Source organism: Amycolatopsis speibonae, from assembly GCF_042647925.1.
Classification (GTDB): domain Bacteria; phylum Actinomycetota; class Actinomycetes; order Mycobacteriales; family Pseudonocardiaceae; genus Amycolatopsis; species Amycolatopsis speibonae.
Genome location: NZ_JBHRWK010000009.1, coordinates 221,680 through 240,079, shown reverse-complemented (window position 1 = coordinate 240,079; position 18,400 = coordinate 221,680). Strand labels below are relative to the sequence as shown.

Here is an 18,400-nt window from a genome sequence, read left to right as displayed (position 1 = left end):
CCTGTCGAGGACGTGTGTGTGGGCTACGTCGCTCGCTGTATCACCGGGCGCCGCATCCGCAGCCGCTGTGCGGCGGCCAGTCGCGATGGCGGATCGCGCCGTCGAAGAAGTCGATCTCCAGGGTGGCGTTCCACGCGGGCGGCGCCTGGTCGCTGGGCGAGAGCAGCCGGAGCGCCTGCGCGGCTGCCAGCGCGGCGCACGCCTGCACGGCGCCGAGGTCCGGCCGTTGCACCCGTCCCGCGAGCTGACTCGCCACCCTCGGCCAGGCCTCGTCGAGGCCGGCGCGGTGCAGGTCCGCGCAGCGCAGACAGCTGCTGCGGCCGGGCACCACCAGCGGTCCGACGATGCCGACCCCGTCCCGGACGCGCACCGGCAGGTGGCTTATCCCGTCCCGGACGAGTTCCTCGATCACTTCGGGAGCCGGCACCACGGTGTCGGTGAGCAGCGCGAGCTCCGGCCGCCGGTCCGAGTAGAGCCGGGTGGTCGACGTGTCCGCCCCGGCCCGGTGCACCACCTGAGCCATCGCCTCCCGGCGCGGCATGCCGATTTCGGCCTCGGTGAAGCCCGAGCCCAGATCGCGTTCGCGCACCGTGCCCGACGCCCGGATGTCGATGTGCCCGATTCCGCCGTTGGCGAGCAGGACGGCGATGGCCACGGCCAGCCTGCCGTCGCCGTGGATCGCCACCGCGGTGCGTTCGCGGCACGCGGTCATGGCCGCCTGATGGTGGCGGGCGCGGAGCGACCAGAGCCCTGTCTCCGGTCTCTGTCTCGGATGCCGCTGAGGTTCCCCCGCGTCGGTCACGAGTCCCCGGGCGGTCAGGTCGGTCATCAGGTCCCGCAGCTGTTCGTCGTGTTCGCTCTGCGCGAGCACGATGTCGTCGGCGGCCCGTTTCCCGTCCAGTCCCCGGAGCGCTTCGGCCACCTCGGTGGCGACTCCGGCGATCACCACGGCGTGTGCGGGGTCGAGGCCGACCTGGATCTCGCCGTTCCCCCGTTCCAGCACATCCAGGCCGGGAAGCAGGACCGGGAAGGCGGGCAGGATGATCGATCGGAGATCCGGTTCGCGCAGGTTCATGATCACAGGATCGCACCGGTTCGTCGGCCGAGCGCCGAGAAAACGTGAGTTATCCACAGGCTGACCCCGTTGTGGACAACTCGAGGCTGTGACCTTTCGGCCCTCGGAGTTGTCGGTGACTGGCCTTACCGTGGTCGAGTGGTCGAAGCACGGACGCCCTCATTGAGGAGCCGGGACACGACGAATCCGTCGGACACTCCCGAACACAAGGTCGAGGTACGGCGCAGCCAACGCCGCCACCGGACCGTCACCGCGTACTGGGACGAGGACACCCTCGTCGTGCTGATCCCTGCCCGGATGACCCGGGCCGAGGAGAAGCACTGGGTAGCCGAGATGCAGCGCAAGCTGCTGCGCAAGGGGCCGCGGCAGGCAGCACCGCCGAAGGCCTCGGACGAGGCGCTGCTGGCGCGCTGCGCCGTGCTCTCGGCGAAGTATCTGGACGGAAAGGCGATACCCGCGAGCGTTCGCTGGGTGCCGCCGATGCGGACGAGGTGGGCGTCCTGCACGCCGGTCGACGCGACGATCAGGGTCAGTGATCGCCTGCGCCGGGTGCCGGCCTGGGTGCTGGACTACGTCCTCGTGCACGAACTGGCGCATTTGAAGGAACCAGGGCACAACGCGGCGTTCTGGGAGCTCGTTCGCCGTTATCCCAAGACCGAGCGCGCCATCGGCTATCTGGAGGGCCTGTCCTCCGCCGCCGGTTGGGGCATCGCGGCGGAGGACTGACGTGCCTCAGCTCTTGTCTTCGTCGCCCTTGGGCTTGTTCTTCTCGCGCTCGGCGCGTTCGATCTCGGCGATCGGGTCGACGCCTTCGAGGGTCGACTCGCCATCGCCGAGACGTTCGGCGAAGTCGAGCGGTTCGTCGAGGTCCTCGGCGGTCGGCATCAGGTCGGGGTGGGACCAGAGGCCGTCCCGCTTCTCGATGCCGTGCTGGTCGCCGACCAGCTTCCACAGCGCGGAGGCCGCCCGCATCCGCCTGGGCCGGAGTTCGAGCCCGACCAAGGTGGCGAAGGTCTGCTCGGCGGGACCACCGGTGGCCCTGCGGCGGCGCAGCGTCTCCCGGAGCGCGTCCGCGCCCGGGAGCCGATCGCCGATGGCCTCGGCGACCACGACGTCGACCCAGCCTTCGACCAGTGCGAGCAGGGTCTCCAGCCGGTTCAGCGCCGCCTTCTGCTCGGGCGAGGTCTGCGGCTCGAGCAGGCCGGAGGACATGGCCTCTTCGATGCTGGCCGGGTTCGACGGGTCGATCTGGCCCGCGAGCTGTTCCAGCGCCGAGGTGTCGACGGAGATACCGCTCGCGAACTCTTCGACGGTGGCCAGCAGCCGCTGCCGCAGCCAGGGAACGTGGGCGAACAGCCGCTGGTGGGCGGCCTCGCGCGCGGCGATGAAGACCAGCACCTCGCTGGTCGGCAGCTCCAGGCCCTCGGTGAACTTCTCGATGTTCGCCGGCAGGAGCGCGGAGGTGGCCGCGGGGCCGAGCGGAAGTCCGACCTCGGAGGAGGTGAGCACTTCGGAAGCCAACTGAGCCAGGGCGTTACCGAGCTGGGAGCCGAAGGCCATCCCGCCCATTTGCCCCATCATCGACAGCAGCGGACCGGCGGCCTGCTTGGCCTCTTCGGGCAGGGCCTGGACCCACGCACCCGAGACCTGCTGGGCGACGGGGTCACAGAGGCGTTGCCAGGTGGGCAGGGTCTTCTCGACCCAGTTACGCGCGGACCACGCGACGGTCGTCGTCGCTCCGGCGGGCAGGATCGTCGCGGCGTCGAGCCACAGCTCTGCCAGGTGGGCGGCGTCACGGACGGCTGTGCTCGAGTCGCCGCCGCTGGAGGACGAAAAGCCGAGCTTGGAGTCGCCGCTTTCGCTGCCGAGGTTCTGCAACGCGATCTGTTTCGCCAGGTCGTAGTTGACCGGCCCGGTCGAGCTGCCGGCCTGGCTGAGCATCTGGCCCAGCTGGCTGAGCATCTGACCGAGCTGATTGAAGGCTTCGGCGCCGGAGGGCTGGCCGCCGGAATCCGACGGCTCGTTCTCGCCTCGTTTGTCGGGATCGGGCGGTCCGAAGCCGAACGGGGGTTTGCTCATGGCACCACCGTACGCGGGTCCTGGGACCCGGAGCCCGTCAAGTGGAGTGATGAGCGTGGCCTTCACCGCGAAGCGAACGCCGTCACCGTACGCTGTCACGCGTGACAGAGCCCCCGGAGGAGACCACAGCAGCGCGGAGCCGTGCGGGCTCCGCGAGTGACCAGGACCGCTCCGAACGGCGGCTGACCCGGCGCGGCTGGACACTGCTGGTCAGTGGCGCGTTGTTCGTCGCCTTCGCACTGGTCGGGTTCTTCATCCCGGTGCCGTATGTGGCGATCAGCCCCGGCCCGACCTACGACACCCTCGGCAAGGACGCCGCCGGGCAGTCGGTGATCCAGGTCAACGGGCACGAGATCTTCCAGACCTCCGGCGAGCTGCGGATGACGACGGTCTCCCTGCGCGATGGTGGCATCACGCTGTTCAACGCGCTAGGGCTCTGGGCGAGTGGCCGGTACGCGCTGGCTCCGCGCGAGGAGTACTTCAAGCCGGGCGAGACCAACGAGCAGGTCCGCCAGGAGAACATCCAGCAGCTGCAGGACTCGCAGACCGCCGCTCAGGTCGCCGCGCTGCGCCGCAAGTTCCCGGTGAAGGTGCTCGCGAAGACGATCGTCTCCGGCAGCCCGGCGGACAAGGTGCTCGCCCCGGGTGACCGGCTTCTGGTGGTCAACGGGCAGTCGGTCAAGGAAGCGACCGATGTGCGGGCCGCGCTGAACGGGACGAAGCCCGGGCAGACCGTCCAGATCACTTTCAAGTCCGACGGGCAGGAAGAACGCACGGTGCCGCTCACGCTCGCGCAGCGGCCCGATGGCCCGGAAGGCTTCATGGGCCTGACCGCGGTGGACCGCGCCGATGTCCCCTTCGACGTGAAGATCTCGCTGCAGGACGTCGGCGGCCCGTCGGCGGGCCTGATGTTCGCGCTCGCGATCGTCGACAAGATGGAGCCCGGCGACCTCGCCGGCGGCAGGCATATCGCCGGAACGGGTGAGATCTCGGAGAAGGGCGTCGTCGGCGCGATCGGCGGCATCTCGTTCAAGGTGGTCGGTGCCCGCGAGGCCGGTGCCACCGACTTCCTCGTGCCCGCGCACAACTGCGCCGAGGCGAAGACCGCCGCGCCCGACGGCCTGAACCTGATCAAGGTGGCCACGCTGGACGAGGCGATCGCGCAGCTCGAGAACCTCAAGGCGGGACGGCCGACCGCCTCCTGCTGACCACCGGGGGAGCAAGGGACCTTTGCTATCGCCCCGCGGGTCTGACTGACGAGAGCAAGGGACCTTTGGTATCGCCCGGCAGATGTCGGGAGCCGGCGATAGCAAAGGTCCCTTGCTCTCTTTTGGCAGGTCAGGGCAGCATGGTCGCTTTCAGGGCTTCGAGCAGGTTCGGGGCCAGCTCCGGGTTCTCGATGATCTCGTCGACAGGGACGTCACCGGGTTCTTCGGGCTGCCCGGCACCGCGAAGCCGCATGACGCACGCTCCGGCACCGTCCCGCAGCACCGCGGCCACGAGCCGGGCCTCGGTCCGGCGCGGGTGGTCGGCGGCCGCTTGACGCAGGCGTTCGGAATCGGTCTCGGGCACTACCGGAAGCTCGGCTTCGGCGTCCGGCGGCAACACGATGATCTCCTGCGCGAGCGCGCATCCCAGCACCAGATCGGGCCACGCGATCTGCGCCAGCGCTTCACCCAGATCGCCGTCCGGCAGCGACTCCTGGGCGACCGGTGTCAGCGGGGCCGACGGGTCGAGTTGCCCGGCCAGTTCGGGCTGCTCGTCCAGCAGCGCCGCGGTCGGGACCAGCGCGAACAACTGCGGCGGCTGATCCCATCCTCCGGAGGCGACGAACTCCTCGACTTCGCGGGCCAGGCCGGCCACGCCCTGCTGCTCACTCGGTGCCATTGGCACATCGTTCCAGGCGGTCGGGGCAGCGGCCTTCCGAGTCCGGTTTGGGCGGGTTCCGGGAACTTCCGACGGCATCCGTAGAGTTAGAGCATCAGGGGCCGCACGCGGTACGCGCGCCCCCGCGAAAAGTTCACCAAACCAGGAGCGTGTGCAGTGGCCACTCGGCCCCCCGTGAGCCTGCCGAAGCTGTCCCGGCGCAGCCGGATACTGCTCATCATCGCCGCCGTAGTCATTCTGGCCCTGCTACTGGGCGCGAGACTGCTGGACACCTACGTCGACTGGCTGTGGTTCGGCGAGGTAGGCGCCCGGACGGTGTTCAGCACGGTGCTGATCACCCGCGTCGTCTTGTTCTTCGCCGTAGGGCTCTTGGTGGGAGGCGCGCTCGCGATCAGTTTGATGATCGCGTACCGGTCCAGGCCCGTCTTCGTGCCGGTTTCCGGCAACGACGACCCGCTCGCGCGCTATCGGTCCGCGATCGTCGGCCGGATCCGCCTGTTCGGCATCGGCATCCCGGTGCTGACCGGGCTCATCGCCGGCGCGTCCGCGCAGAGCGACTGGCAGGTCGTGCAGCTGTTCTTGAACGGCACCCCGTTCGGCCAGACCGATCCCGAGTTCGGCAACGACGTCGGCTTCTACGCCTTCGACCTCCCGTTCTACAACTGGCTCCTGGGCTGGCTTTTCATCGCGGTCGTCATCGCGTTCTTCGGCGCGCTGATCTCGCACTACGTCTTCGGCGGCATCCGGCTCGCGGGCAAGGGCGGCCAGCTCGCCGGTCCGACCCGCGCCCAGCTCGCCATCACCATCGGCATCTTCGTGCTGCTGAAGGCGGTCGAATACTTCTTCGACCGCTACAACCTGTTGCTCTCCGATCGGGGGGCGCCGCTGTTCATCGGTGCGACCTACACCGACCTGAACGCGGTCCTGCCCGCGAAGCTGATCCTTCTGTGCATCTCGGTGATCTGTGCCGTCGCGTTCTTCGCCGGTGCGTTCCTGCGCAATCTGCAGCTGCCCGCGATCGCGCTGGTGCTGCTGATCCTGTCGAACGTGCTCGTCGGCGTCGCGTGGCCCGCGGTGCTCGACCAGTTCTCCGTGAAGCCCAACGCCAACGAGAAGGAATCGGCGTCGATCCAGCGCAACATGGACGCGACACGTCAGGCGTTCGGCCTGACCAACGTCGAGTACAAGGACTACACCGGCAAGTCCGAGGCGACCTCCGCGGAGATCAAGGCGGACAAGGGGACCGTTCCGAACATCCGGCTCCTCGACCCGAACATCCTCAGCGACACCTTCACGCAGCGCGTCGGCCGTGAGAACTTCTACGGCTTCCCGTCCAAGCTGGACATCGACCGCTACACCCTCAACGGTGTCACGCAGGACTACATCGTCGCGGCCAAGGAGATCAAGACCGAAGGCCTCACCGGCAACCAGACGAACTGGATCAACAAGCACCTCGTCTACACGCACGGAAACGGCTTCGTCGCCGCGCCGGCCAACACGATCGACCGCGCGCTGAAGGATGCCAACTCCGACGGCGGCTACCCGATCGCCACCACCAGCGACACCCAGAACCCGGCGGGTGCCGGATCGTCCGACCCGAACAAGCCGGGCATCAAGGTGGACGAGCCCCGTATCTACTACGGCGAGCTCGCGACCGACGCCGCGTACGCGATCGTCGGCGGCACGGCGGGACAGGCGCCCGGCGAGTACGACACCGCTGTCGACCGCGGTTACATCTACAAGGGCTCCGGCGGCGTGCCGATCGACAACTGGTTCAACCGGCTCGTCTTCGCCGCCGAGTACGGAGAGCGGAACATCCTCTTCTCCGACGCCATCGGCGACGGATCCAAGATCATGTTCAACCGCGAACCGCGGGAACGTGTCGCGAAGGCCGCCCCGTGGCTGACCCTCGACGGCGACCCGTACCCGGCGGTCGTCAACGGCAAGATCATCTGGATCGTCGACGGCTACACGACGATGAACAACTTCCCGTACGCCCAGCAGACGCAGCTCGGCCAGGCGACCAACGACTCGCTCAGCGGCACCACCCGCCAGGCGAACTCCTCGATCAACTACATCCGCAACTCGGTCAAGGCCACGGTCGACGCGTTCGACGGCACCGTGACCCTGTACGGGGTCGAGGACAACGAGCCGGTGCTCAACGCGTGGAAGAAGGTCTTCCCTGGCCTGGTCAAGCCGAGCAGCGAGATCTCGCCGGACCTGCGGTCGCACTTCCGCTATCCCGAGGATCTCTTCAAGGTGCAGCGGGAACTCCTCTCGAAGTACCACGTGAACAACCCCGCCGAGTTCTACGCTCAGCAGGCCTTCTGGAGCGTCCCGCAGGACCCGACGCAGGAAGGCGGCGTGAACGCCTCCGCCTCCGGCATCGCCAACCAGCCCGGCTACTACGTCCTGGCCACCGCGCCGGGCGACGCCAAATCGCGATTCCAGCTCACCAGCTCACTGACCGGTCTCCAACGGCAGTACCTGGCGGCCTGGATGTCGGTGTCGTCCGATCCGGAAGACTACGGACGAATGCGGGTCCTGAGACTGCCCACAGGAGCGAGTGGTGCGACCCAGGTGGACGGACCCGTCCAGGTCCAGAACAGGTTCCAAAGTGATCCACGGGTCGCGCAGGACCGGACACTCTTCAACAACCCGAATGTCACGGTCACCTACGGAAACCTGATCACCCTGCCCGTCGCCAACGGCTTCCTCTACGTGGAACCGGTCTACATCCGGCAACGGAACCAGCTGAGCTATCCGCAGCTGGCCCGGGTCCTGGTCTCCTACGGCACCAAGATCGGCTTCGCGCCGACGCTGAACGAAGCGCTCGATCAGGTCTTCGGCGCGGGCACCGGATCCGGGGTCACACCGCCGCAGACCGGCGGCACTCCAGGGCCCACGACACCGCCGCCGGGTACGACGACTCCGCCGCCTGCCAGCGGAAACCCGGCGCTCGACAAGGCCGCGGGCGAAATGCACGACGCCTGGACCAAATACAAGGCAGCTCAGCAGACGGGCAACTACGCGGATCAGGGTGCCGCCCTCGCCGCACTCGACGCCGCGTACAGGGCCTACGAAGCAGCCAAGGCAAGCCCGCCGGCCAGCACACCGCCCACCAGCAAGCCCGGAGGGTGACCTCGCTTACCTAAAGGCCCCCTGCTTTGCGCCTGCTTGGAACGCAGGCGTAAGGTAGGGGACACAACGCGGGGTGGAGCAGCTCGGTAGCTCGCTGGGCTCATAACCCAGAGGTCGCAGGTTCAAATCCTGTCCCCGCTACAGAGGTGGGAGGCCCGTGTCTGCGGATTACGCAGACCGGGCCTCCTTCGTTTTGTCCCCGGGGGTCGAACCCCCGGACCCCCGCCAGGGAGGGCTTCGCCCCCCTGGACCCCCCAAGTGGTCGGTTGCGTAGGTGCCCGAGGCGCAGGGGAGCAAGGGACCTTTGGTATCGCCGGGAGAAGCAAGGGACCTTTGGTGTCGTCTGGGGGGGCGGCGGCGGTAGCGGGGGACCTTTGCTATCGCGTGGGGGTGAGGGTGGGGGCGACCCAGCAGGCGTAGCCGTCGGGGCGGTAGAGGACAGCGTCCGTGGACGGCCACGGTAGAGCCGTGACGAGCTGGGTCGTCAGGCGTGGCGAGCGGGCGTGAGCCCGCGCGGCGTCGACGTGGGCCGGAGTGGTCGTGAGGAGCACGAAGTCGCCCTTGTGAAAGAGCGTGCTGGGGCGAAGCGGGCCCGCTTCGGTGGCGACGTCCTGGTCGTTCATCCGCGAGCCGAGCGCCGGGTGCGAAGTCCCGTAGGTCGTGTAGCGGATCCCGAGACCGGAGACCATCCCCGCCAGGTGCCGGTTCACCTCGGGCAGCTCGACCAGGTCGGCGAAAAAGTCGCGAAGAGCGCGAGACTCGTGTGACCGCGGAGTCAGCCCCAGCTGAGCCGCGACGTTGTGCAGCACCTGAGCGCCGACAGGGTGCCGTTCGGCCTCGTAGGTGTCCAGCAGGTCGTCACCGGCCCAGCCACGCACCGTCGCGGCGAGCTTCCAGCCCAGGTTCATGGCGTCCTGCACGCCCAGGTTCAACCCCTGGCCACCGGCCGGGAAATGAATGTGCGCGGCATCGCCCGCCAGCAGTACCCGCCCGACGCGGTAGCGCTCGGCCTGCCGCGCGGCATCGGAGAACTGTGACGCCCACCGGATTTCCGACACGGTCGCGGAGTCACCGTACGAGTCCGACAGTGCCTGCCGGACTTCGTCGTGGGAGACGGCGGACCGGATGTCCGCAGGCCTGGAGGCCCTGTCGCCGTACACGAAGCGGTAGAGACCCGGTTCTCCCAGCGGAATCAGGCCTTTGAACGTGGTCGCACCGGTCGGCTCGCCGACGTTCCGCATCGTTCGCCACTGTTTTTGCACACCGTCAGGGATTTTGTCGAACAGGACGTCCGTGACGACGCCGAAGCCTTCACCGTCCACACCGGGAAAGTCCACGTTCAGTCCTTTTCGTACAACACTTCGAGAACCGTCGCAGCCGACGAGGTACTTCGCGCGCAGCCGGGTTTCGCCACCGTCTGTTCGGTACCGGACAGAGATGGAGTCTTTGTCCTGAACGAAATCGATTACTTCGGCTCCGCGCACCACCTTCGTTCCTTGCGTGGCAAGCCGTTCTTCCAGGTACGCCTCGACCTGGGCCTGCGGAATACCCAGCTGGAAAGGGAATCGAGTGTCCCAACCGTGGTAGTCGACGGGGATCATCGCGAAATGTCCGTCCTGCACCGTCGTGAACGAACGCTCTTCGGCGCCGTCCAGAAGTCCTCGCAGCTCCAGCATTTCCGCGGTGCGAGGCTGCAGGTTCAGCGCTTTCGACAGTCCTGTGCGTTCTGGAAGCCGTTCCAGTACCACGACATCGACGCCGGCGAGCGCGAGTTCGTGGGCCAGCATCAGCCCCGTCGGCCCCGCTCCGGCCACGACCACGTCCGTCCCCAGGTTGTCCATACCACTCCTTAACGACGTTAAATTGACCTGCGCCCAGCGTGCCCTTAACATCGTTAAATTGTCAAGGCGTTACCGCGGGAAAGAAGGTGGAAAGTGAGTCTGACCAGGCAGGACATCGTCCGTGCCGGGCTGCGGCTGCTGAACGACGTCGGGCTCAACGGGCTTACGCTCCGCCTGATCGCGCAGGAGCTCGGCGTCAAGGCGCCGGCGCTGTACTGGCACGTGAAGAACAAACAAGAGCTGCTCGACGAGATGGCGACACGGATGTACGCCGACGCGATGCCGGGCCGGGTGCCGGAAGGCCTGGGGGAGCGGGATTCTCTTGAGGTGGCGTCACGGGGCTTGCGCCGGATGATGCTCGCTTACCGTGACGGGGCAAAGGTCTTCTCCGGGACCTTCATGACCGATGACAGCCTGCTCGGTGACAATCCGCTTCAGGGGCGCGTCGACGCCGGGCTCGAACAGTACCTGGCTGGACGAGCGCTGTTCACCGTCTACAGCTACGTCGTCGGCTTCACGATCGAAGAACAGGCGGTTTATCCGGTTCCTGGTGAGCGGGACCCGCGGTACGACATTTTGAACACCGCGTGGGTCTTCGACGAGGACGTCGAGGGCAGGTTCGGCGACGGGCTGACCATGGTGCTCAACGGCGTCTTCGCTTGGCTGGATGACAAAGTCTCGCCATAAAGGCAGGTCAAGGGCCCTTCGAGAAGTTAAGGGTACCCCCCTGAAACCCGGGTTCGGCCCCGTGTAATCTATTAACACAACGACGCGGGGTGGAGCAGCTCGGTAGCTCGCTGGGCTCATAACCCAGAGGTCGCAGGTTCAAATCCTGTCCCCGCTACAGAGAAAACGAAGCGCGGATCTGCGGAAATCGCAGATCCGCGCTTCTTTCTTTTCCGCTTCCGTTGCCCGTGTGCCCTCCGGGGCGATCACCCACCGTCGTTGGTCGGGGCGGGGGACGCGTACCGCTGTCCGTGGCGAAGGCCGGTTGCGCAGCGTGGTCGGTCCATTGTGGACAGGCGTAGTGCGTTGGGCCGAATGAGCGCATATCACTAGCCACAATGGACAGATGCGCTGACCACAGTGGACACAGGTTCGGAAAAGTGGGACCGTAGAGTACGTGTCCGAATTGAATGCAACAGCCGCCGCACTGCTCGGTCTTCTCCACGACGGTCCCGCCACGGGCGGGCAACTGGTCGCGGGGGCGGGTGAGCGTTTCGGCGCCTTCTTCAGCGTGACCCGCAGCCAGGTGTACCGGGAGCTCCCCGCCTTGTCGAAGGAGGGCCTCGTCCGCCTCGGCAAGCAGGGCCCGCGGTCGAGCCAGCAGTACCTCATCACCGCGGCGGGCAAGAAGGCGTTCAAGACGTGGCTGTCCTCAGAAGCCGGTCCTGACCACCTCCGCAGTCCGCTGATCCTGCGTCTCGTGCACGCCGGCTCGCTGACGGTGAAGCAGCGCTCGACTCTGCTCGAGTCCGCGCGCGCCAGCTACACCCAGCAGCTCGACGAGGCCAAGGCCGCCACCAAGGGGGCCGACGGCCCGTACGCCAAGGCGGTCGCCGAATTCGCGCAGGCCCAGGCCAAAGCGGCCCTGAAACTGCTGGATTCCATCCCTCAGTCCTGACCTGGACGGGTGCCCACGACCGGTTACTCGCAACCGGTCGTGGGTTTTGCCGTAACCTTGTTCGACGTGAGTGATGAGTTCGATGCGGCCCTGAAGGACCTGACCGGCAAGCTGACGCAGATCGAGTCGGTGATGGACCTGGACGCGCTGCGCGCCCAGGTGGCCGAGCTGGAGGAACAGGCGTCCAGCCCGAACCTCTGGGACGACCCCGAAGCGGCGCAGAAGGTCACCAGCCAGCTGTCCCACCGGCAGAGTGAGCTGCGACGCATTTCCGAGCTGCGGCAGCGGCTCGACGATCTGGGTGTCCTCTACGAACTGGCCGAGGCCGAGGGTGACTCCGCCAGTGTGGCCGAGTCCGAGTCCGAGCTCACGGCCCTCACCAAGGACATCGACGGGCTCGAGGTCCGGACCCTGCTGTCGGGTGAATACGACCCGCGCAACGCCGTGGTCACCATCCGGTCCGAAGCGGGCGGCGTCGACGCGGCCGACTGGGCCGAGATGCTGCTCCGGATGTACCTGCGGTGGGCGGAGCGGCACAACTACCCGACGGACGTCTACGACATCTCCTACGCCGAAGAAGCGGGCATCAAGTCCGCCACCTTCAAGGTGACCGCGCCCTACGTCTACGGCACGCTCTCGGTCGAGCAGGGCACGCACCGGCTGGTGCGCATCTCGCCGTTCGACAACCAGAGCCGCCGCCAGACCTCCTTCGCGCACGTCGAGGTGATGCCCGAGGTCGAGGAGGTCGACCACGTCGACATCCCCGAGAAGGACATCCGCGTCGACGTGTACCGCTCGTCCGGCCCCGGCGGCCAGAGCGTCAACACGACGGACTCGGCGGTGCGGATCACGCACATCCCGACCGGCGTGGTCGTTTCGTGTCAGAACGAAAAGTCGCAGCTGCAGAACAAGGCGGCCGCGATGAAGGTCCTCCAGGCGCGGCTGCTGCTGCGGAAGAAGGAGGAGGAGCGCGCCGAGATGGACGCGCTCAAGGACGGCGGCTCCAGCTGGGGCAACCAGATGCGCTCCTACGTTCTGCACCCGTACCAGATGGTCAAGGACCTGCGGACCGAGTTCGAGGTCGGCAACCCGTCGTCCGTTCTCGACGGTGAGATCGACGGTTTCCTGGAGGCGGGCATCCGCTGGCGTAAGCAGTCCGGAGCCGCGTAACAACCCTGCGTGAGAAGAGCAAGGGACCTTTGGTGTCACTCTCCGGAAGAGAGTGACACCAAAGGTCCCTTGCTCGCTTGGCCGCCGGGACCGGGCTACCCGGGCTTAACGACAGGCATGGGTAGTATGCCGAACCGTGATCCGGCTCGAAGAGGTTTCCAAGGTCTACAAGACCTCGACCCGTCCCGCCCTCGAAAGGGTGTCGGTCGAGATCGACAAAGGTGAGTTCGTCTTCCTGATCGGTCCCTCGGGGTCCGGGAAGTCGACCTTCCTGCGTCTCCTGCTGCGCGAAGAGGTGCCGAGCAAGGGTCGCGTCATGGTCTCCAACTTCGACGTCGCCAAGCTCGCCCGTCGCCGGGTGCCGCGCCTGCGGCAGACCATCGGCTGCGTCTTCCAGGACTTCCGCCTGCTGTCGAACAAGACCGTCGCCGAGAACGTCGCCTTCGCGCTCGAAGTCATCGGCAAGCCGCGCCCCACGATCCGCAAGGTCGTGCCCGAGGTGCTCGAACTCGTCGGCCTCGACGGCAAGGCCGACCGTCTCCCCAACGAACTCTCCGGTGGTGAGCAGCAGCGTGTCGCGATCGCCCGAGCGTTCGTGAACCGCCCGCTCGTGCTGCTCGCCGACGAACCGACCGGGAACCTGGACCCCGACACCAGCCAGGACATCATGTTGCTGCTGGAGCGGATCAACCGCACCGGCACGACGGTGCTGATGGCCACCCACGACCATTCGATCGTGGACTCGATGCGGCGAAGGGTCGTCGAGCTTCAGCTCGGCAAGGTCATCCGTGACGACGCCCGAGGCGTCTACGGCATCGGCCGCTGACCGGCCCCGCCCTCCTCCGTTACCCACGACTTCCAAGGGACATCAACCCCGATGCGCGCCAGTTTCGTCTTCAGCGAGGTAGTCACCGGCTTGCGCCGGAACGTCACGATGACCATCGCGATGATCCTCACCACCGCGGTCTCCCTCGCCATGCTCGGCTTCGGTCTGCTGGCCGTCGGCACGATCGACAAGATGAAGGCCAACTTCCTCGCCGACGTCGAGGTTTCGGTCTATCTGGTCAACGACATCAGCTCGGGTGACCCGAACTGCTCGCAGTCCGCCTGCCAGTCGCTGCGCCAGGACCTGCAGGGCAACGACGGCGTCGAGTCGGTCGTGTTCGAGAACCGCGAGCAGTCCTACGAGCGGTTCAAGAAGATGTTCGAGAGCCAGCCGGAACTGCTCGCACTGACCGGGCCGGAGGCGCTGCCCGCGTCGCTCCACGTCAAGCTGAAGAACCCCGAGCGCAGCCAGGCGATCATCCAGGAGTACACCGGCAAACCCGGCGTCAGCAAGGTCGACGATCAGCAGAAGGCACTGGACCGCGTGTTCAACGCGCTCAACGGTGTGCGGAACCTGGCGTTCGGGGCCGCGCTGATCATGGCCATCGCCGCGCTGATGCTGATCGCCAACACGATCCAGGTGTCGGCGTTCACCCGGCGCACCGAGGTCGGCATCATGCGCCTGGTCGGCGCGACCCGGTGGTACACGCAGCTGCCGTTCCTCCTGGAGGCGGTGGTCGCCGGCCTTGTCGGTGCGATCATCGGGATCGTCTTCCTCGTGCTCACCAAGGTGCTGTTGCTCGACTTGGTGCTCACCGGTGACGTGTTCCCCGCGGTCGGCATGCTCGAACTGCTGTTCCCGGTGGCACCGATCCTGCTCGCCGTCTCGGTCGTCATTTCGGCGATCACCGGCTACGTGACGCTGCGCCTGTACGTGCGCCACTAGCCGCCCCGATAACCACCTGCTCGAACACAGGAAATCACGTAGAGTCGCCGCTATGCCCAAGGAACGTGGACACAAGGTGATCGTGTCGAACCGCAAGGCTCGCCACGATTACTCCATCCTCGACACCTACGAAGCCGGTCTCGTGCTCGTCGGTACCGAGGTGAAGAGCCTGCGTGAAGGACGGGCATCACTGGCCGACGCGTTCGCCACGGTGGACGACGGCGAGGTCTGGCTGCGCAACGTGCACATCCCGGAGTACGTGCAGGGCACGTGGACGAACCACACGCCGCGCCGCACCCGGAAGCTGCTGCTGCACCGCCAGGAGATCGAGCGGCTCATCGGCAAGACCAAGGAGAGCGGGCTTTCCCTGGTCCCGCTGTCGATGTACTTCAAGGACGGCAAGGTCAAGGTCGAGATCGCGCTCGCCAAGGGCAAGAAGTCCTACGACAAACGTCAGGACATCTCCAAACGCGACGCGGACCGCACCATCAGCCGGGCCCTGGGCCGGGCGCTGAAAGGCCGGTACAACGATTGATCCACGGACCTGCTTCGGACGCCGAGATCCCCGAGTGGATCTCGGCGCTGGGTATCGACGGGCTCGTGGACCTTCATCTGCACTTTCTGCCGAAGCCGGTCATGGACAAGGTGTGGGCCTATTTCGACCAGGCCGAGGAGCACTACGGCATGGCCTGGCCGGTGCACTACCGCACGTCGGAGGAAGAGCGGATCGAAACCCTGCGCTCGTTAGGCGTGCGCAAGTTCGCTCCGCTGGTCTATCCGCACAAACCGGGGATGGCCGAATGGCTGACCTCCTGGGCGCTGGAGTTCGCCGAACGTGTGCCGGACGCCGTCCCGACGGGAACGTTCTACCCCGAACCCTCCGCACTGTCCGTTGTGGACGGAGCGCTGCGGGCGGGTGCCCGCTGTTTCAAGGCGCACGTCCAGGTCGGCGCCTACGACCCGCGTGACGCGCTGCTGGACGGCGTCTGGGGCGCGCTGGCGGACGCGGGCGTCCCGGTGGTCGTCCACTGTGGACACGGTCCGTTGAAGGGCGCCTACACCGGGCTACGACTGTTCGAAGAGATCCTGGTCCGGCATCCCGGCCTGACGCTGGTGCTCGCGCACGCGGGTATGCCGGAGATCGACTTCGCGTTCGAGCTGGCCCGGAAGTATCCGCGGGTGTACCTCGACACCACGATGGTCGGGGTCGAGTTCACCCAGCGCGGCAACCCGCTCCCGCCGGACTGGGCGGATCTGCTGGCGGAGTTCCCCGATCGCGTGGTGCTCGGCACCGACTTCCCCAACATCCCGTACTCCTACGCCACACAGCTGCAGGCGATCGCCGGCTGGGCGGCCGACGATCGCCTGGGTGAGCCCTTCCTGCGGGCGGTGCTGCACGACACCCCCGCGAAGCTGCTCAGCGTTTGAGCTGCGCCGTCTCGGTGACCGAGAGCGCGCGGCCGAGCAGCCGCGTCCCCAGCTCCGAGACCGGGATCTGCTTGCCCGCCAGGAGGAATCCGCCGGTCGCCAGCGCCACCCACGGCACGGGACCCTGCGTGAGACCGTCGCTCAGCGGCGCGAAACCGTGCGCGGCCAGTCCGAGCAGGCCACCGGCGATCGCCAGTCCGGCCAGGACGAGCTGAGGCGTCTGCGCGGTCGAGGCCGGGCCGGAGGCTTGCGTTTCGAAGCGGGCGAAGAGCCGCAGGAGACCGAGGAGCACGAGCCCGCAGGCGCCGAGCCAGACCGGAACCATCGTCAGCCACAGCACGGAACCCGGTTCGGGGGTCTCGTAACCCAGGCCATAGACCGTGACACCGGAGACGACGATCAGCGCCGGCATGTGCCACAGGTAGACGCTCATGAACCGCGGGCCGATCCACTTCAGGGCGGCGTCGAGGTTCGGACGGGCGGCCAGGGCGTTCAGCTGCGGTTTGAAGGCCAGCAGGAGCCCGATCTGGCCGATCGCGAGGAAGGCCAGCAGCACGGTGGGCGGGCTCATGTTCGACACCGGGGCACCCGGCATGCCGATCATGCTGGCCGGGTACGGGCCGAAGACGACCATCAGCGCGGTGATGCCGAAACCGGCGCCCGCCATGCCCAGCGCGGCGTTGCGGCCCATCGAGCCGAGACGGCCTTGCGTGTAGTGGAAACCGAGCTGGTGCACGGCCATCCAGACGAAGATCGCGTTCGCGAAACCGATCAGGCCGAGGTCGTTGAAGCGGGCGACGTCGACGAGGACGGCGGCGGCGAGCATCACGAGCGGGACTTTGAGGCCCCAGCGGCGATGCGCGGCGGCCAGCATCGGGGTGAGCAGCACGGTGAGCACGTACACGGCCAGGAACCACAGCAGCTGGGCGGCGATCGCGCCGCCGACCTGCAGCGGCTGCTCCGGGATGCCCATCCCGCGCAGGATGTCCGGGACGAACAGCCAGACGGCCACCAGCGGCAGCACCGGGATCATCAGCCGCTTGAGGCGGGCCGCGAGCCAGGAACGGGAACTTTCCGCGCGGCCCAAGGAGATCAGGTTCGCCGCGCCGCCCGCGAAGAAGACGAGGGGCATTACTTGACTGAGCCAGGTGACGACCCACCAGCCGGGCGTCGCGAGGGCGTTCCCCGTGGCGAGGTGGCCGTCGGCGTAGGAGAGCACGGGCATGCCCCAGTGCTGGACGACGACCGCGAGGATCGCGACCGCTCGGACGATGTCCAGGAACCTGTCCCGGCCCTGTTTCTGGCTCGTGTGCATGGAAAGAAGCCTGGTGCTTTCCATGCTCGGAAACAGCAGTGCGGGCCGCCGTATCGGTCTTCCGGTTTTCGCCCGCCGAAGGTGGAGTTTTCCCTACCCCACACCGTCGGGTTCGGGCTCCGGCCGCGGCGCCGGCTCCGGAACCTGGGCCTGGCACAGCCGGAACTCCCAGCAGTCGTCCTCGGCGAGGCCGAGTTCGTACCGGGTTTCGATCTTCGGCCCGTCGTGGAGATGGACGTGCTTGAGGACGGTTCCTGCGACCGGCTCGGTATCACCGAGTTCCTGGACGCGTCCGTCGAGGGGCCCACCGAAGAAGCGGACGCTGTGGGAGGTCCGGTCGGTCATGAGGCCTCCTCGGTTCGGCTCGTCACTCACCAACAGTCTGCCCATGTTAGGTGAGTGACGGCTTTGCCACCAAGAGCTACTTCAGCGTCCTAAGTAAGTGAGGACCGCGCGGACCCGGCGGTGTTCCACGGAACTCGCTTCGAGGCCGAGCTTCGAGAAGATGTTGCCGATGTGCTTCTCGACCGCGCCGTGCGAGACGACGAGAGAGTTCGCGATCGCGGTGTTCGACAAGCCCTGCGCCATCAGCCCCAGCACCTCGGACTCGCGGGCGGTGAGCGCGTCGAGAGGGTTCTTGCGGCCACGGGCCATCAGCTGCGCGATGACGTCCGGATCGATGGCCGTGCCGCCGCCGGCGACCCGTTTGACCGCGTCGAGGAAGTCGCTGACGTCGGCGACGCGTTCCTTGAGCAGGTAACCGACTCCGCCCGCGCCGCCGGACAGCAGCTCGACGGCGTAGCTCTCTTCGACGTACTGGGAAAGCACGAGAACGGGAAGGCCGGGAACGGCCTCGCGGGCGCCCAGCGCCGCGCGCAGGCCTTCGTCGGTGAAGGTGGGAGGCATCCGCACGTCGACGATCGCGAGATCGGGCCGGTGCTCCTTGACCGCGCCGAGCAGGTCGTCGCCGTTGTCCACGGCGGCGACGGTCTCGATGTTCTCGTCGGCGAGCAGTCGGATCACCCCCGCGCGCAACAGCACAGCGTCTTCGGCGATGACGACCCGCATC

Annotated in this window: 17 protein-coding genes and 2 tRNA genes; 12 read left to right on the top strand and 7 right to left on the bottom strand. The window is 67.2% G+C overall.

The window, feature by feature from the left end; all coding sequences use genetic code 11:
* Positions 1-40 precede the first annotated feature (40 nt).
* The gene (locus ACFOSH_RS05345) at positions 41-1,075 is read right to left on the bottom strand and encodes a hypothetical protein (protein ID WP_378237532.1); all 1,035 of its coding nucleotides are present in this window, start codon (positions 1,073-1,075) and stop codon (positions 41-43) included.
* Between the two features lie 162 nt (positions 1,076-1,237).
* Here ACFOSH_RS05345 and ACFOSH_RS05340 point away from each other — a divergent pair, with 162 nt between their 5' ends.
* Positions 1,238-1,801, top strand: coding sequence for a M48 metallopeptidase family protein (locus ACFOSH_RS05340; protein WP_005167498.1), 564 nt, complete (start codon positions 1,238-1,240; stop codon positions 1,799-1,801).
* 6 nt (positions 1,802-1,807) lie between these two features.
* On the opposite strand, the gene ACFOSH_RS05335 is transcribed toward ACFOSH_RS05340, so the two are convergent.
* Entirely contained in the window at positions 1,808-3,154 is a 1,347-nt protein-coding gene (locus ACFOSH_RS05335) for a zinc-dependent metalloprotease (RefSeq protein ID WP_378237531.1), read from the bottom strand.
* 203 nt (positions 3,155-3,357) lie between these two features.
* Here ACFOSH_RS05335 and ACFOSH_RS05330 point away from each other — a divergent pair, with 203 nt between their 5' ends.
* Entirely contained in the window at positions 3,358-4,362 is a 1,005-nt protein-coding gene (locus tag ACFOSH_RS05330; RefSeq protein WP_378237558.1) for a YlbL family protein, read from the top strand.
* Between the two features lie 130 nt (positions 4,363-4,492).
* Here ACFOSH_RS05330 and ACFOSH_RS05325 read toward each other — a convergent pair whose 3' ends face one another.
* On the bottom strand, positions 4,493-5,041 hold the full coding sequence (locus ACFOSH_RS05325) for a PPA1309 family protein (protein WP_378237530.1): 549 nt from the start codon (positions 5,039-5,041) through the stop codon (positions 4,493-4,495).
* A 156-nt stretch (positions 5,042-5,197) separates the two neighbouring features.
* Here ACFOSH_RS05325 and ACFOSH_RS05320 point away from each other — a divergent pair, with 156 nt between their 5' ends.
* Entirely contained in the window at positions 5,198-8,182 is a 2,985-nt protein-coding gene (locus tag ACFOSH_RS05320) for a UPF0182 family protein (protein WP_378237529.1), read from the top strand.
* Between the two features lie 67 nt (positions 8,183-8,249).
* Positions 8,250-8,323 (top strand) — tRNA-Met (locus tag ACFOSH_RS05315).
* 236 nt (positions 8,324-8,559) lie between these two features.
* Here the strand turns inward: ACFOSH_RS05315 and ACFOSH_RS05310 are convergent.
* Positions 8,560-10,023, bottom strand: coding sequence for an FAD-dependent monooxygenase (locus ACFOSH_RS05310; RefSeq protein ID WP_378237557.1), 1,464 nt, complete (start codon positions 10,021-10,023; stop codon positions 8,560-8,562).
* A 93-nt stretch (positions 10,024-10,116) separates the two neighbouring features.
* Here ACFOSH_RS05310 and ACFOSH_RS05305 point away from each other — a divergent pair, with 93 nt between their 5' ends.
* The 8 genes from ACFOSH_RS05305 to ACFOSH_RS05270 all read left to right on the top strand — a co-directional run bounded on the left by ACFOSH_RS05305 (position 10,117) and on the right by ACFOSH_RS05270 (position 16,016).
* A complete protein-coding gene (locus tag ACFOSH_RS05305) occupies positions 10,117-10,710 on the top strand; it encodes a TetR/AcrR family transcriptional regulator C-terminal domain-containing protein (RefSeq protein WP_378237528.1) in 594 nt (197 codons plus the stop codon).
* Between the two features lie 83 nt (positions 10,711-10,793).
* A tRNA-Met gene (locus ACFOSH_RS05300) sits at positions 10,794-10,867 on the top strand.
* A gap of 279 nt (positions 10,868-11,146) precedes the next feature.
* Entirely contained in the window at positions 11,147-11,647 is a 501-nt protein-coding gene (locus ACFOSH_RS05295; RefSeq protein WP_020633847.1) for a PadR family transcriptional regulator, read from the top strand.
* A 66-nt stretch (positions 11,648-11,713) separates the two neighbouring features.
* Positions 11,714-12,817, top strand: a complete 1,104-nt coding sequence (gene prfB, locus ACFOSH_RS05290; protein ID WP_020633848.1) for a peptide chain release factor 2 — start codon at positions 11,714-11,716, stop codon at positions 12,815-12,817.
* A 136-nt stretch (positions 12,818-12,953) separates the two neighbouring features.
* Positions 12,954-13,643 (top strand): cell division ATP-binding protein FtsE, encoded by a 690-nt coding sequence (gene ftsE, locus ACFOSH_RS05285; RefSeq protein ID WP_005168409.1) that lies wholly within the window; start codon positions 12,954-12,956, stop codon positions 13,641-13,643.
* 51 nt (positions 13,644-13,694) lie between these two features.
* Positions 13,695-14,588: a permease-like cell division protein FtsX gene (gene ftsX, locus ACFOSH_RS05280; RefSeq protein ID WP_378237527.1), complete on the top strand. Its 894-nt coding sequence runs from the start codon at positions 13,695-13,697 to the stop codon at positions 14,586-14,588.
* A gap of 52 nt (positions 14,589-14,640) precedes the next feature.
* Positions 14,641-15,123, top strand: coding sequence for an SsrA-binding protein SmpB (smpB, locus tag ACFOSH_RS05275; RefSeq protein ID WP_101612637.1), 483 nt, complete (start codon positions 14,641-14,643; stop codon positions 15,121-15,123).
* Positions 15,120-16,016, top strand: coding sequence for an amidohydrolase family protein (locus ACFOSH_RS05270; protein WP_378237526.1), 897 nt, complete (start codon positions 15,120-15,122; stop codon positions 16,014-16,016). The genes smpB and ACFOSH_RS05270 overlap by 4 nt, the downstream gene beginning before the upstream one ends.
* Here ACFOSH_RS05270 and ACFOSH_RS05265 read toward each other — a convergent pair.
* From ACFOSH_RS05265 to ACFOSH_RS05255, 3 genes are all read right to left on the bottom strand, one after another.
* A complete protein-coding gene (locus ACFOSH_RS05265) occupies positions 16,006-17,331 on the bottom strand; it encodes an acyltransferase family protein (protein ID WP_378237525.1) in 1,326 nt (441 codons plus the stop codon). The genes ACFOSH_RS05270 and ACFOSH_RS05265 overlap by 11 nt on opposite strands.
* Before the next feature lie 93 nt (positions 17,332-17,424).
* Entirely contained in the window at positions 17,425-17,676 is a 252-nt protein-coding gene (locus ACFOSH_RS05260; RefSeq protein ID WP_378237524.1) for a hypothetical protein, read from the bottom strand.
* Positions 17,677-17,757: 81 nt separating this feature from the next.
* The gene (locus ACFOSH_RS05255) at positions 17,758-18,399 is read right to left on the bottom strand and encodes a response regulator transcription factor (RefSeq protein ID WP_378237523.1); all 642 of its coding nucleotides are present in this window, start codon (positions 18,397-18,399) and stop codon (positions 17,758-17,760) included.
* Position 18,400 lies beyond the last annotated feature (1 nt).

What these genes read in the sequence shown, in the direction of transcription:
- ftsX (WP_378237527.1), top strand. Translation starts at nt 13,695, where the DNA reads ATGCGCGCCAGTTTCGTCTTCAGCGAGGTAGTCACCGGCTTGCGCCGG.
- smpB (WP_101612637.1), top strand. Translation starts at nt 14,641, where the DNA reads ATGCCCAAGGAACGTGGACACAAGGTGATCGTGTCGAACCGCAAGGCT.
- ACFOSH_RS05325 (WP_378237530.1), bottom strand. Translation starts at nt 5,041, where the DNA reads ATGGCACCGAGTGAGCAGCAGGGCGTGGCCGGCCTGGCCCGCGAAGTC.
- ACFOSH_RS05335 (WP_378237531.1), bottom strand. Translation starts at nt 3,154, where the DNA reads ATGAGCAAACCCCCGTTCGGCTTCGGACCGCCCGATCCCGACAAACGA.
- ACFOSH_RS05255 (WP_378237523.1), bottom strand. Translation starts at nt 18,399, where the DNA reads ATGCGGGTCGTCATCGCCGAAGACGCTGTGCTGTTGCGCGCGGGGGTG.
- ACFOSH_RS05260 (WP_378237524.1), bottom strand. Translation starts at nt 17,676, where the DNA reads ATGACCGACCGGACCTCCCACAGCGTCCGCTTCTTCGGTGGGCCCCTC.
- ACFOSH_RS05310 (WP_378237557.1), bottom strand. Translation starts at nt 10,023, where the DNA reads ATGGACAACCTGGGGACGGACGTGGTCGTGGCCGGAGCGGGGCCGACG.
- ACFOSH_RS05265 (WP_378237525.1), bottom strand. Translation starts at nt 17,331, where the DNA reads ATGCACACGAGCCAGAAACAGGGCCGGGACAGGTTCCTGGACATCGTC.
- ACFOSH_RS05345 (WP_378237532.1), bottom strand. Translation starts at nt 1,075, where the DNA reads ATGAACCTGCGCGAACCGGATCTCCGATCGATCATCCTGCCCGCCTTC.